Here is a 12209-nt window from a genome sequence, read left to right as displayed (position 1 = left end):
ACCCCATCCCCCCCACCCTCTCCCCCACCCCCTCGCCTTCCCTTTCTCCCTCAAATACTAAATTCGACCTCTTTTTGGGGGGGGGGCGCCCCCCCCCCCCCACCCCACTTATCGCTTGTTTGACTACTCGTCGGTAGCATCCTGTCCATGGCAGAGACTCAAACGGTTGAGGCGCCCCGCAGGGCGGCCAAGGACGAGCGTCGCGCGGCCAAGCTGGCCAAGGAGATCGGCGTGTTCTCCAAGGCGCACGGCGGCGTCGAGGGGCAGCTCGCGTACATCGGGGAGCACGGCACACGCATCGTGCTCGTCGGAGCGGACGGCGGCTGGGGAGACCTGGTGGCGGCTACGTACGAGGTCGCGCAGAAGGCCGTCGAGAAGGCGGGCATCACCGTCCACGAGGACTTCGACGGCGATTTCGCGGCCAAGGTCGAGACGGGCCCGTACGAATGGAAGCGGATGGCGGGAATCCAGCTCGGCGGTTGAACTTCGACCAACACCAGGCGCCCGTTCACCCGTTAGGACTGTAGAAGCACGGTCCACATACGGGAGCCCGGATGATCGAAACGCCGTCCCTCGTGGATCAGTACTGCCAGGGGGTGCTCCGTACGGAGCTGGGCCTCGGCACGTTCGAGGCCCACCTCGGCCGGGGCGAGGGGCCGCCCGCTCCCGGCACCACCTTCTTCGACACCCAGACCGGGTTCGCGGTGCGCCGCTGGTGTCCGCCGCTGCTCGGTCTGGAACCCCACTGTCCGCCCGCCCGCTATCTGGCCAGGCGCCGCGAGCTGGGCGTCGTCGAGTCGGGGCGCAGGCTGCTGCGCGGCAGCGGCATCACCACGTATCTCGTGGACACGGGGCTCGCCGACGATCTGACCGGGCCCGCCGAGCTGGCCTCCGCCGCCCAGAGCGAGGCCCACGAGATCGTCCGCCTCGAACTCCTCGCGGAGCAGGTCGCGGACACCTCGGGGACCGTCGACTCCTTCCTCGCCAACCTCGCCGAATCGGTGCACGCGGCGGCCTCAGGCGCGGTCGCCTTCACCTCGGTCGCCGGCGTACGCCACGGGCTCGCGCTCGACCCGCAACCACCGGGGCCCGGCGAGGTGCGCGGCGCGGCGGGGCGGTGGCTGGCGGGGCGGCAGGTCGGCGGCGCCCTCACGGACCCGGTGCTGCTGCGGCACCTGCTGTGGGTCGCGGTCGCCTCGGGCCGCCCGCTGCAACTGCGCTGGGGGCACCTCGACCACACCGACCCGGCGGTGCTCGTCGAGTTCGCCCGCGCCACGGCGGGGCTCGGCACGGACGTGGTGCTGCTGCACGGCTACCCGTACCACCGGCACGCGGCGCATCTGGCGGGCGTCTTCTCGCACGTCTACGCGGACCTGGGCCCCGCGCTCGCCCGGACGGGGACGCGGGCGGCGGGGCTGCTCGCGGAGTTCCTGGAGCTGGCGCCGTTCGGGAAGCTGCTGTTCTCGACGGGGGCGCAGGGGCTGCCCGAGCTGCACGTCGTGGGCGCACGCCTGTTCCGGCAGGCGCTCGGGCGGGTGCTGGGGGAGTGGGTCGCCGACGGCGCGTGGTCGCTGAGTGACGCGCAGCGGGTGGCCGGGATGATCGCGGCCGGGACGGCGCGGCGGGTGTACGGGCTCGGGACGGCCTGAGCGTTCCCGAGCCCCGTACGGAGTCGTCAGACCGCTGAGAGTTCCTGGTCCGTCTGGGACGGGAGGTCCGGTTCCGTCGCCGGGCGTTCGCGCAGTGCGAGGACCACGCGCAGTACCCCGATCCACACCAGCGCCGAGCCCAGCATGTGCAGGCCGACCAGGACCTCCGGCAGGTCCGTGAAGTACTGGACGTAGCCGATGGTCCCCTGCGCGAGCAGGATCAGGAACAGGTCGCGGGTGCGGTGCAGCGGGCCCTTGGGGGCGTCGACCGCCTTCAGGACGAACCACAGTGCGAAGGTCAGCGTCACCACGATCCAGGCCAGGACCGCGTGCACCTTCGACACGGTCTCCCAGTCGAGCGGCATCCGGTGCACGTCGCTGGAGTCGCCCGCGTGCGGGCCCGCGCCGGTCACCACCGTGCCGACGAGGATCAGCAGCGCCGCCGCCGCGACCAGCGCCCAGACGAGCTGCTTGATGGCCTTGCCGACCAACGGGCGCGGCTCGGCGTCGCCCTCACGGGTGCGCTGCCACATCAGGACGGCGACCGTGAGCAGGGTGGTGGTCAGGACGAAGTGGGCGGCCACCGTGTACGGGTTGAGGCCGACCAGGACGACGATGCCGCCGAGCACCGCGTTGCCCATGACGATCCAGAACTGGGCCCAGCCGAGCCGGGTCACCGTGCGCCGCCACGGCTTCTGCGAGCGGGCGGCGATGATCGCCCAGCCGACCGCGGCGCACAGCACGTAGGTGAGCATGCGGTTGCCGAATTCGATGGCTCCGTGGAAGCCCATCTCGCTCGTCGCGGTCAGCGACTGGTCGGTGCACTTGGGCCAGGTCGGGCAGCCGAGGCCCGAGCCCGTCAGGCGCACGGCGCCGCCGGTGCAGACGATGAGCACCGTCATGACGACGGCGGACATGGCCGCGCGCTGGACGGTCCGCTGCGTGGGAGTCCAGTACTCGGCGATGAAGGCGAGCGGATTGCGCAGCGCCCGCGCGGCGTCGGTGGGGGTCAGCTTTGGCACGGGCCCATCGTAGGCCGCCGCTTGTGCACGGCTTCACGAGGGGGACGTAACTGGGCCATCTGTGACGCGTGTTACGGCCCCGTACGGGTCCGAGGGCTCACTCCCAGCGGAAGAAGCGCCCCGCCGCGCCGAGCCCCACGACCGCCCACACGGCCAGGATGCCGAGGTCGCCCCACGGCATCGCCGCACCGTGCTGCAGCACGTCCCGCAGGCCGTCGGAGAGCGCCGAGATGGGCAGCAGGCCGAGCACCGACTGCGCGGCGTCGGGGAACTTGTCGAGCGGCACGATGACGCCGCCGCCGACCAGGAGGAGCAGGAAGACGAGGTTCGCCGCGGCCAGCGTGGCCTCCGCCTTGAGCGTGCCCGCCATGAGGAGGCCGAGACCGGAGAACGCCGCCGTGCCGAACACCAGGAGGAGGAGAACGGCGAACGGGTTCCCGTGCGGGGACCAGCCGAGCGCGAACGCGATGACCGTGAGGAGGACGACCTGAAGGATCTCCGTCACCAGGACGGAGAGCGTCTTGGCCGTCATCAGCGCCCAGCGCGGCAGCGGGGAGGCGCCGAGTCGCTTCAACACTCCGTAGCGCCGCTCGAAGCCGGTGGCGATGGCCTGGCCCGTGAAGGCCGTGGACATCACGGCCAGCGCGAGGATGCCGGGGGCGAGGAAGTCGACGGCCTTGCCGGAGCCGGTATCGACGATGTCGACCGCCGAGAACAGGACCAGCAGCAGCGTCGGGATGACGACCGTGAGCAGCAGCTGCTCGCCGTTGCGCAGCAGCATCTTCGTCTCGAGCGCGGCCTGCGTCGCGATCATGCGGGGGAGCGGCGCGGCTCCCGGGTTCGGGGCGTACGTACCCGCGCTCATCCGCGCAGCTCCTTGCCGGTCAGTTCCAAAAAGACGTCTTCGAGGGTGTGCCGTTCCACGGAGATCCGGTCCGGCATCACGCCGTGCTGGGCGCACCAGGAGGCGACCGTCGCGAGGAGCTGGGGGTCGACCTTGCCGCTGACGCGGTAGGAGCCCGGGGTGAGCTCGACGGCCGCGGCGTCGGCGGGCAGGGCCTTGAGGAGCGAGGCCACGTCGAGGCCGGGGCGGCCGGAGAAGCGGAGCGTGTTCTCGGCGCCGCCCTTGCAGAGCTGCTCCGGGGAGCCCTGCGTGATGACCTTGCCGGCGTCGACGATCGCCACGTCGTCGGCGAGCTGCTCCGCCTCGTCCATGTGGTGCGTGGTGAGGATGACGGACACGCCGTCGGCGCGCAGGTCCCGCACCAGGTCCCAGGTGGCGTGCCGGGCCTGCGGGTCGAGGCCCGCGGTCGGCTCGTCGAGGAAGACCAGCTCGGGCCGGCCCACGACGGCCATGGCGAGCGCGAGCCGCTGCTGCTGGCCGCCGGAGAGCCGCCGGTACGTGGTGCGGCCGCAGCTGCCGAGGCCGAGGCGCTCGATGAGGGCGTCCACGTCGAGCGGGTGGGCGTGCAGCTTGGCGATGTGGCGGAGCATTTCGTCGGCGCGGGCTCCGGAGTAGACGCCGCCGGACTGCAGCATGACGCCGATCCGGGGGCGCAGTGCGGGGGCCTGCTTGACCGGGTCGAGGCCGAGGACGCGGACGGTGCCGGAGTCCGGTCGGCGGTAGCCCTCGCAGGTCTCGATGGTGGTCGTCTTGCCCGCGCCGTTGGGGCCGAGGACGGCCGTGATGCCGGGGGCCGCCGTGAGGTCGAGGCCGTCGACCGCGGTCTTGGTTCCGTACCGCTTCACCAGACCGGTGATGTGGACGACTGGCTCACTTCGCATGGTGCGCAAGTCTAAGGACGCGGTGCGCTCCGCGGGCGGGCGGGGCGCTGTGGGCGGGGCCGATCTCGGCGCGCGCGGCGCCGGGGCCGGATCGTCCGGGGCGGCCTGCGCACGTCAGCCGCCGTCGGGACGGTGCGCCGGCAGCCACTTCTCCGCGTACGCCACGGCTTCGGCGACCCCGAAGAGGCGCGACTCGGCGGCGCCGACACGGCCCCGGGCGACCGGGTTGGCGGCCTCGAAGGCGGCGCCCAGGTCGTCGAACCGGTCGGAGTCGATCGCCACCTCGCGCACATGCTCCCAGCCGTGCCGGCCCGGCCGCCCGGCGTCCTCGTACCCGGTGGGGACGCGGTACTCGGCCAGGTGAAAGGCCGTGCACGCCTCGTATCCCGCGCCCAGGAGCAGTACGCGCGCGTGCATCTCCTCGAGCCGGGCCAGCGGGCTGCGCTCGCCGAGCCGGCAGTCGACCGCATGCCCCTCGGTCACCTCGGCGGCGCGCGGCCCGAGCGCCGCGAATGACGTCTGCGGATGCGCGCTCCGCATGGCCCCGGGCCACGTCCGCACGGTCTCCGGTACGACCCCGACGCCACGCGTGGGCGTAATCGCCGGGTCGTACGGCGGCATGGTCGCCCGGATCGTCTCCCACCAAGCCGCCGGGACCGGTGGGCGGCTCCATTCGGCCGGGTCGGAGACATCCGCGGACTGTGTCGGGACGACGAGTGTGCCCTCGGTGCAGAGGGCGTCGAGGAGCGCGCGGACGACCGTGGCCGGGCCGCCGTTCACCCAACCGAGGCTGCTGAGGGAGGTGTGTACGAGGAGGGTGTCGGCCGGTTGGACGCCGAGGGAGCGGAGGTCGGACGTGAGGGACGTGCGGGTGACGAGTGGGCCGGTCGGAGGGGGTGTGGGCATGGGGGCGAGTGTGCTCGTGAGGGGCGTCGGGCGCCATGGAATTGGGTTCGGGGCCGGAGGGTGTCGGACCGGATTTCGATCGATCAAAGATCGTTTCCGCAGGTCACGGCACGTGATTACTTAGGTCTGCCTAAGTGATGCACCGCACGAGTGGCGATCGCCGCCGCGCTTGTCAGGGTCTGAGGAATTACGCAACAATGGCGTTGTGAAATACGTTGGCGAGGTTCCAGAGGAGCTCACGACCGGGGAGCGTTCGACGCGCAACCGGGTCGCGCGCTCCATCCTGGACCACGGCCCGTCCACCGTCACCGAGCTGGCGGGGCGCCTCGGCCTCACCCAGGCCGCCGTCCGCCGCCACCTCGACGCACTCGGCGGGGACAACGTCGTGGAGCCCAGGGAGCAGCGCGTCTACGGAGCCCGCACCCGCGGCCGCCCCGCCAAGGTGTTCGCGCTGACGGACTGCGGCCGGGACGCCTTCGACCAGTCCTACGACAAGCTCGCCGCGGAAGCGCTCCGCTGGATCAAGGAGCAGGCCGGCGGCGACGAGGCACTCGTCTCCTTCGCCCGCGCGCGGATCGCCGCACAGGCCGGCCCCTACAAGGCCGCGATCGAGGCGGCGGCGCCCGAGGAGCGCGCCCAGGCCCTTGCGAGGGCCTTGAGCGCGGACGGGTACGCTGCTACGGCGCGTAGCGCACCGGTCGGTGAGCAGCTCTGCCAGCACCACTGCCCAGTCGCCCACGTAGCCGAGCAGTTCCCGCAACTGTGCGAGGCCGAGACCGAAATGTTCTCGCAGCTGCTGGGCACCCACGTACAGCGACTGGCCACCATCGCCCACGGCGACGGGGTCTGCACGACGTTCATCCCAAAGAACGCCCCGAAGAACACCCCAAACACGACCACCAACGCATCTGCAAGCACGGCCGGGAGGAACCCCGCATGACTCTCCCCATCGAGGAGACTGCCCACCCTGAGCTCGAGGGTCTGGGCAAGTACGAATACGGCTGGGCGGACTCCGACGAGGCCGGTGCCTCTGCCAAGCGCGGCATCAACGAGGACGTTGTCAAGGACATCTCCTCCAAGAAGTCCGAGCCGGAGTGGATGACCAAGCTCCGCCTCAAGGGCCTGAAGCTGTTCGGCAAGAAGCCCATGCCGAACTGGGGCTCGGACCTCTCGGGCATCGACTTCGACAACATCAAGTACTTCGTGCGCTCCACGGAGAAGCAGGCGGAGTCCTGGGAGGACCTGCCCGAGGACATCAAGGCCACGTACGACAAGCTCGGCATCCCGGAGGCGGAGAAGCAGCGCCTCGTCGCCGGTGTCGCGGCCCAGTACGAGTCCGAGGTCGTGTACCACCAGATCCGTGAGGACCTGGAGGAGCAGGGTGTCATCTTCATGGACACCGACACGGCCCTGAAGGAGCACCCGGAGCTCTTCAAGGAGTACTTCGGCACCGTCATCCCGGTCGGCGACAACAAGTTCGCGTCGCTGAACACGGCCGTGTGGTCCGGTGGCTCCTTCATCTACGTGCCGAAGGGCGTGCACGTCGAGATCCCGCTCCAGGCCTACTTCCGTATCAACACGGAGAACATGGGCCAGTTCGAGCGGACGCTGATCATCGTCGACGAGGACGCGTACGTGCACTACGTAGAGGGCTGCACCGCGCCCATCTACAAGAGCGACTCCCTGCACAGCGCCGTCGTCGAGATCATCGTCAAGAAGGGCGCGCGCTGCCGCTACACGACCATCCAGAACTGGTCGAACAACGTCTACAACCTGGTCACCAAGCGCGCCGTGGCGTACGAGGGCGCGACCATGGAGTGGGTCGACGGCAACATCGGCTCCAAGGTCACCATGAAGTACCCGGCCGTCTACCTGATGGGCGAGCACGCCAAGGGTGAGACGCTGTCCATCGCCTTCGCGGGCGAGGGCCAGCACCAGGACGCCGGTTCCAAGATGGTCCACATGGCGCCGAACACCTCGTCCAACATCGTGTCGAAGTCCGTGGCGCGTGGCGGTGGCCGCACCTCCTACCGCGGTCTCGTCGAGATCGGCGAGGGCGCCCACGGCTCGAAGTCGAACGTGCTGTGCGACGCGCTGCTCGTCGACACGATCTCCCGCTCGGACACGTACCCGTACGTCGACGTCCGCGAGGACGACGTCTCCATGGGTCACGAGGCGACCGTCTCCAAGGTCAGTGACGACCAGCTCTTCTACCTGATGAGCCGCGGCATGACCGAGTTCGAGGCCATGGCGATGATCGTGCGCGGGTTCGTCGAGCCGATCGCCAAGGAGCTGCCCATGGAGTACGCGCTCGAGCTCAACCGGCTGATCGAGCTCCAGATGGAAGGCGCGGTCGGCTAACCGCCAACTGCCGCCGCCATCAAGCCACTTACGTAACGAAAGCGAGCACCACGACAGCCATGGCTGAGGCTCCCACCACCATCCCGGCAGGCTCGACGACCGCGGGCGTCGTCGCGGTCGCCGCCGAGTCGACCGTCGCCACGCGCATGAGTGCGCCCCCCTCCTACGACGTGCAGGACTTCCCGGTCCCGCACGGCCGCGAGGAGGAGTGGCGGTTCACGCCGCTGGAGCGGCTGCGCGGTCTGCACGACGGCACCGCCACCGCGACCGGTGACGGCGTGAAGGTCGACATCGAGGCCCCGGAGGGCGTCGACATCGAGCTGGTCGGCCGCGACGACGCGCGCGTCGGCAAGGCCGGCAAGCCCGTCGACCGCGTCGCCGCGCAGGCGTACTCGGCGTTCGAGAAGGCGTCCGTCGTCTCCGTGCCCAAGGAGACGGTCCTCACCGAGCCGATCCGCATCCGCGTGCACGGCGAGGGCGGTGTCCGCTACGGCCACCAGGTCATCGAGCTGGGCGCCTTCGCCGAGGCCGTCGTCGTCATCGACCACACCGGTGACGCGGTGCTCGCCGCCAACGTCGACTACCTGATCGGGGACGGCGCGAAGCTGACCGTCGTCTCCGTGCAGGAGTGGGACGACAAGGCCGTGCACGTGGCGCAGCACAACGCGCTCATCGGCCGCGACGCCTCCTTCAAGTCCGTCGTCGTGACCTTCGGCGGCGACGTCGTCCGCCTCAACCCGCGCGTCAACTACGCGGGCACCGGCGGCGAGGCCGAGCTGTTCGGCCTGTACTTCACCGACGCGGGCCAGCACCAGGAGCACCGCCTCCTGGTCGACCACAACACCCCGCACTGCAAGTCGAACGTCGTCTACAAGGGCGCGCTCCAGGGCGACAACGCGCACGCCGTGTGGATCGGTGACGTCCTCATCGAGGCCGCGGCCGAGGGCACGGACACGTACGAGCTGAACCGCAACCTGGTCCTCACGGACGGCGCGCGGGTCGACTCGGTGCCGAACCTCGAGATCGAGACCGGCGAGATCGTCGGCGCGGGCCACGCCTCGGCGACCGGCCGTTTCGACGACGAGCAGCTCTTCTACCTGATGGCCCGCGGTATCCCGGCCGACGAGGCGCGCCGCCTCGTCGTCGGCGGCTTCTTCGCGGAGCTGGTCCAGCAGATCGGTGTCCCGGACATCGAGGAGCGGCTGCTCGCGAGGATCGCGACCGAGCTGGAGGCGACGGTCTGATGACCTTCGTCCGCGCCTGTGACCTGAGCGAGCTGGAGAGCGACACCCCCAAGCGGGTCGAGCTCGACGGCACGCCGGTCTCGGTCGTCCACACGGAGGGCGAGGTGTTCGCGATCAACGACATCTGCTCGCACGCGAACGTCTCCCTCTCCGAGGGCGAGGTGGAGGACTGCCAGATCGAGTGCTGGCTGCACGGCTCCGCCTTCGACCTGCGCACCGGCAAGCCGTCCGGCCTTCCCGCCACGCGCCCCGTCCCCGTATACCCCGTAAAGATCGAAGGGGGCAGCGTCCTCGTCGACGTCGGCGCCTCCCTCACCCAGGAGTCCTGAGACACCCATGGCTACGCTTGAAATCCGAGACCTGCACGTCACCGTCGAGGCCGACAACGCCACGAAGGAGATCCTCAAGGGCGTCGACCTCACCGTGAAGCAGGGCGAGACGCACGCCATCATGGGCCCGAACGGCTCCGGCAAGTCGACCCTCGCCTACTCCATCGCGGGTCACCCCAAGTACACGATCACGCAGGGCACCGTCACCCTCGACGGCGAGGACGTCCTCGAGATGTCCGTCGACGAGCGCGCCCGCGCCGGCATGTTCCTCGCCATGCAGTACCCGGTCGAGGTCCCCGGCGTCTCCGTCTCCAACTTCCTGCGCTCCTCCGCCACCGCCATCCGCGGCGAGGCCCCCAAGCTGCGCACGTGGGTGAAGGAGGTCAAGGGCGCGATGGAGACCCTCCAGATGGACCCGGCCTTCGCCGAGCGCAACGTGAACGAGGGCTTCTCCGGCGGTGAGAAGAAGCGCCACGAGATCCTCCAGATGGAGCTCCTCAAGCCGAAGATCGCGATCCTCGACGAGACCGACTCCGGCCTCGACGTCGACGCCCTGCGCCAGGTCTCGGACGGCGTCAACCGCGTCCGCGAGACCGGTGAGGTCGGCACGCTCCTCATCACGCACTACACGCGCATCCTGCGCTACATCAAGCCGGACTTCGTGCACGTCTTCTCGGCGGGCCGCATCGTCGAGTCCGGCGGCCCCGAGCTGGCCGACACCCTCGAGGCCGAAGGCTACGAGAAGTACACGAAGGGTGGCGCAACGGCGTGACACAGCAGCTGCCGGGCCTCCTCGACACTGAGGCGATCCGCAAGGACTTCCCGATCCTCGACCGGGTGCTCCACGACGGCAAGAACCTCGTGTACCTGGACAACGCGGCGACCTCGCAGACGCCGCGCCAGGTCCTCGACGCCATGACGGGGTACTACGAGCGGCACAACGCGAACGTCCACCGTGGCGTGCATGTGCTGGCCGAGGAGGCCACGGCGCTGTACGAGGGCGCGCGCGACAAGGTCGCCGCGTTCATCAACGCGCCGAGCCGCGACGAGGTCATCTTCACGAAGAACGCCTCGGAGTCGCTCAACCTCGTTGCCAACATGCTCGGTTGGGCCGACGAGCCGTACAAGGTCGACCACGAGACCGAGATCGTGATCACGGAGATGGAGCACCACTCCAACATCGTTCCGTGGCAGCTGCTCTCGCAGCGCACCGGCGCGAAGCTGAAGTGGTTCGGCCTCACCGACGACGGTCGCCTCGACCTGAGCAACATCAACGAGGTCATCACCGAGAAGACGAAGATCGTCTCGTTCGTCCTCGTGTCGAACATCCTGGGCACCCACAACCCGGTCGAGGCCATCGTGCGCCGCGCCCAGGAGGTCGGCGCCCTGGTCCTGATCGACGCCTCGCAGGCCGCTCCGCACATGCCGGTCGACGTGCAGGCGCTGCAGGCCGACTTCGTGGCCTTCACCGGGCACAAGATGTGCGGCCCGACCGGCATCGGCGTCCTGTGGGGCCGCCAGGAGCTGCTCGAGGACCTTCCGCCCTTCCTGGGCGGCGGCGAGATGATCGAGACGGTGTCCATGCACTCCTCGACGTACGCGCCCGCGCCGCACAAGTTCGAGGCCGGTACGCCGCCGATCGCGGAGGCCGTCGGCCTCGGCGCGGCGATCGACTACCTGAACTCGATCGGCATGGAGAAGGTCCTCCAGCACGAGCAGGCGCTCACCGAGTACGCGGTGAAGCGGCTGCAGGAGGTCCCCGGCCTGAAGATCATCGGCCCGGCCACGGCCGAGGACCGGGGCGCCGCGATCTCCTTCACGCTCGGTGACATCCACCCGCACGACGTGGGCCAGGTCCTCGACGAGCAGGGCATCGCGGTCCGGGTCGGTCACCACTGCGCACGGCCGGTCTGCCTGCGGTACGGAATTCCTGCGACCACGCGAGCGTCGTTCTATCTGTACTCCACGCCGGCCGAGATCGATGCTCTGGTCGACGGCCTGGAGCACGTACGGAACTTCTTCGGTTGAGGGGTTGGCGAGGAGTCGCATGAAGCTGGATTCGATGTACCAGGAAGTCATCCTGGACCACTACAAGCACCCGCACGGTCGGGGCTTGCGGGATGGCGACGCCGAGGTGCACCACGTCAACCCGACGTGCGGTGACGAGATCACGCTGCGCGTGAAGTACGAAGGCGAGAAGATCGCGGATGTCTCGTACGAGGGGCAGGGCTGTTCCATCAGCCAGGCCTCGGCGTCCGTACTGAACGATCTGCTGGTCGGCAAGGAGCTCGGGGACGCGCGGCAGATCCAGGAGACCTTCCTGGAGCTGATGCAGTCCAAGGGACAGATCGAGCCGGACGACTCGATGGAGGAGATCCTGGAGGACGCGGTCGCGTTCGCCGGAGTGTCCAAGTACCCGGCCCGAGTCAAGTGCGCCCTCCTGAGCTGGATGGCGTGGAAGGACGCGACGGCCCTGGCTCTCGCACAGGAGGCGAAGACCGCATGAGTGACAGCACGGCAGTGGAAATGAAGCCGGCCTCCGAGGAGGAGGTCCGCGAGGCGCTGTACGACGTCGTCGACCCCGAGCTGGGCATCGACGTCGTCAACCTGGGCCTGATCTACGGCATCCACGTCGACGACGCGAACATCGCGACGATCGACATGACGCTGACGTCGGCGGCCTGTCCGCTCACGGACGTCATCGAGGACCAGGCGAAGTCCGCGACCGACGGCATCGTCAACGAGCTGCGGATCAACTGGGTCTGGATGCCGCCGTGGGGCCCGGACAAGATCACGGACGATGGCCGTGAGCAGCTGAGGGCGCTCGGCTTCAACGTGTGAGCAGTTCAAGCCCCGCCGGCGATTGAGGCGCGGGGTCCGGGGCAGAGCCCCGCGACCGCAACACCGGTGATC

Annotated in this window: 14 protein-coding genes; 10 read left to right on the top strand and 4 right to left on the bottom strand. The window is 69.6% G+C overall.

Annotation, left to right across the window (positions count from 1 at the left end; all coding sequences use genetic code 11):
* The first annotated feature begins 147 nt into the window (after positions 1-147).
* Both ABT004_RS33820 and ABT004_RS33815 read left to right on the top strand, forming a co-directional pair.
* Positions 148-483, top strand: a complete 336-nt coding sequence (locus tag ABT004_RS33820) for a hypothetical protein (protein WP_351344752.1) — start codon at positions 148-150, stop codon at positions 481-483.
* Positions 484-554: 71 nt separating this feature from the next.
* Positions 555-1649 carry an amidohydrolase family protein gene (locus ABT004_RS33815; protein WP_351344749.1) on the top strand — a complete coding sequence of 365 codons (1095 nt, stop codon included), beginning with the start codon at positions 555-557 and terminating at the stop codon, positions 1647-1649.
* Between the two features lie 26 nt (positions 1650-1675).
* Here ABT004_RS33815 and ABT004_RS33810 read toward each other — a convergent pair whose 3' ends face one another.
* The 4 genes from ABT004_RS33810 to ABT004_RS33795 all read right to left on the bottom strand — a co-directional run bounded on the left by ABT004_RS33810 (position 1676) and on the right by ABT004_RS33795 (position 5362).
* On the bottom strand, positions 1676-2671 hold the full coding sequence (locus ABT004_RS33810) for a COX15/CtaA family protein (protein WP_351344746.1): 996 nt from the start codon (positions 2669-2671) through the stop codon (positions 1676-1678).
* A gap of 97 nt (positions 2672-2768) precedes the next feature.
* On the bottom strand, positions 2769-3536 hold the full coding sequence (locus ABT004_RS33805; RefSeq protein ID WP_351344743.1) for an ABC transporter permease: 768 nt from the start codon (positions 3534-3536) through the stop codon (positions 2769-2771).
* Positions 3533-4456, bottom strand: a complete 924-nt coding sequence (locus ABT004_RS33800) for an ABC transporter ATP-binding protein (protein ID WP_351344740.1) — start codon at positions 4454-4456, stop codon at positions 3533-3535. Before ABT004_RS33800 ends, ABT004_RS33805 begins: the two co-directional genes overlap by 4 nt.
* A gap of 114 nt (positions 4457-4570) precedes the next feature.
* A complete protein-coding gene (locus ABT004_RS33795) occupies positions 4571-5362 on the bottom strand; it encodes an AAC(3) family N-acetyltransferase (protein WP_351344737.1) in 792 nt (263 codons plus the stop codon).
* Positions 5363-5567: 205 nt separating this feature from the next.
* On the opposite strand from ABT004_RS33795, the gene ABT004_RS33790 reads away from it, so the two are divergent.
* The 8 genes from ABT004_RS33790 to ABT004_RS33755 are packed head-to-tail and all read left to right on the top strand — an operon-like array spanning position 5568 to position 12137.
* Entirely contained in the window at positions 5568-6302 is a 735-nt protein-coding gene (locus ABT004_RS33790) for a helix-turn-helix transcriptional regulator (protein ID WP_351344734.1), read from the top strand.
* Positions 6299-7723, top strand: a complete 1425-nt coding sequence (gene sufB / locus ABT004_RS33785) for a Fe-S cluster assembly protein SufB (protein ID WP_351344731.1) — start codon at positions 6299-6301, stop codon at positions 7721-7723. The genes ABT004_RS33790 and sufB overlap by 4 nt, the downstream gene beginning before the upstream one ends.
* A gap of 59 nt (positions 7724-7782) precedes the next feature.
* The gene (gene sufD, locus ABT004_RS33780; RefSeq protein WP_351344728.1) at positions 7783-8967 is read left to right on the top strand and encodes a Fe-S cluster assembly protein SufD; all 1185 of its coding nucleotides are present in this window, start codon (positions 7783-7785) and stop codon (positions 8965-8967) included.
* Positions 8967-9296, top strand: coding sequence for a bifunctional 3-phenylpropionate/cinnamic acid dioxygenase ferredoxin subunit (locus ABT004_RS33775; protein WP_351344725.1), 330 nt, complete (start codon positions 8967-8969; stop codon positions 9294-9296). The genes sufD and ABT004_RS33775 overlap by 1 nt, the downstream gene beginning before the upstream one ends.
* A 7-nt stretch (positions 9297-9303) precedes the next feature.
* Positions 9304-10068, top strand: a complete 765-nt coding sequence (gene sufC / locus ABT004_RS33770) for a Fe-S cluster assembly ATPase SufC (protein ID WP_351344722.1) — start codon at positions 9304-9306, stop codon at positions 10066-10068.
* Positions 10065-11324: a cysteine desulfurase gene (locus ABT004_RS33765; protein ID WP_351344719.1), complete on the top strand. Its 1260-nt coding sequence runs from the start codon at positions 10065-10067 to the stop codon at positions 11322-11324. The genes sufC and ABT004_RS33765 overlap by 4 nt, the downstream gene beginning before the upstream one ends.
* A 19-nt stretch (positions 11325-11343) precedes the next feature.
* The gene (gene sufU, locus ABT004_RS33760) at positions 11344-11802 is read left to right on the top strand and encodes a Fe-S cluster assembly sulfur transfer protein SufU (protein WP_351344716.1); all 459 of its coding nucleotides are present in this window, start codon (positions 11344-11346) and stop codon (positions 11800-11802) included.
* Positions 11799-12137: a metal-sulfur cluster assembly factor gene (locus tag ABT004_RS33755; RefSeq protein ID WP_266720908.1), complete on the top strand. Its 339-nt coding sequence runs from the start codon at positions 11799-11801 to the stop codon at positions 12135-12137. The genes sufU and ABT004_RS33755 overlap by 4 nt, the downstream gene beginning before the upstream one ends.
* Positions 12138-12209 lie beyond the last annotated feature (72 nt).

This window comes from Streptomyces sp. NPDC002790 (genome assembly GCF_040295505.1).
In the GTDB taxonomy this organism is placed as follows: Bacteria; Actinomycetota; Actinomycetes; order Streptomycetales; family Streptomycetaceae; genus Streptomyces.
This window is presented reverse-complemented; position numbering and strand designations above follow the sequence as displayed.

Coding starts and splice junctions, on each gene's coding strand:
- ABT004_RS33820 (WP_351344752.1), top strand. CDS start 148: ATGGCAGAGACTCAAACGGTTGAGGCGCCCCGCAGGGCGGCCAAGGAC.
- ABT004_RS33815 (WP_351344749.1), top strand. CDS start 555: ATGATCGAAACGCCGTCCCTCGTGGATCAGTACTGCCAGGGGGTGCTC.
- ABT004_RS33805 (WP_351344743.1), bottom strand. CDS start 3,536: ATGAGCGCGGGTACGTACGCCCCGAACCCGGGAGCCGCGCCGCTCCCC.
- ABT004_RS33800 (WP_351344740.1), bottom strand. CDS start 4,456: ATGCGAAGTGAGCCAGTCGTCCACATCACCGGTCTGGTGAAGCGGTAC.
- ABT004_RS33795 (WP_351344737.1), bottom strand. CDS start 5,362: ATGCCCACACCCCCTCCGACCGGCCCACTCGTCACCCGCACGTCCCTC.
- sufB (WP_351344731.1), top strand. CDS start 6,299: ATGACTCTCCCCATCGAGGAGACTGCCCACCCTGAGCTCGAGGGTCTG.
- sufD (WP_351344728.1), top strand. CDS start 7,783: ATGGCTGAGGCTCCCACCACCATCCCGGCAGGCTCGACGACCGCGGGC.
- ABT004_RS33775 (WP_351344725.1), top strand. CDS start 8,967: ATGACCTTCGTCCGCGCCTGTGACCTGAGCGAGCTGGAGAGCGACACC.
- sufC (WP_351344722.1), top strand. CDS start 9,304: ATGGCTACGCTTGAAATCCGAGACCTGCACGTCACCGTCGAGGCCGAC.
- sufU (WP_351344716.1), top strand. CDS start 11,344: ATGAAGCTGGATTCGATGTACCAGGAAGTCATCCTGGACCACTACAAG.
- ABT004_RS33755 (WP_266720908.1), top strand. CDS start 11,799: ATGAGTGACAGCACGGCAGTGGAAATGAAGCCGGCCTCCGAGGAGGAG.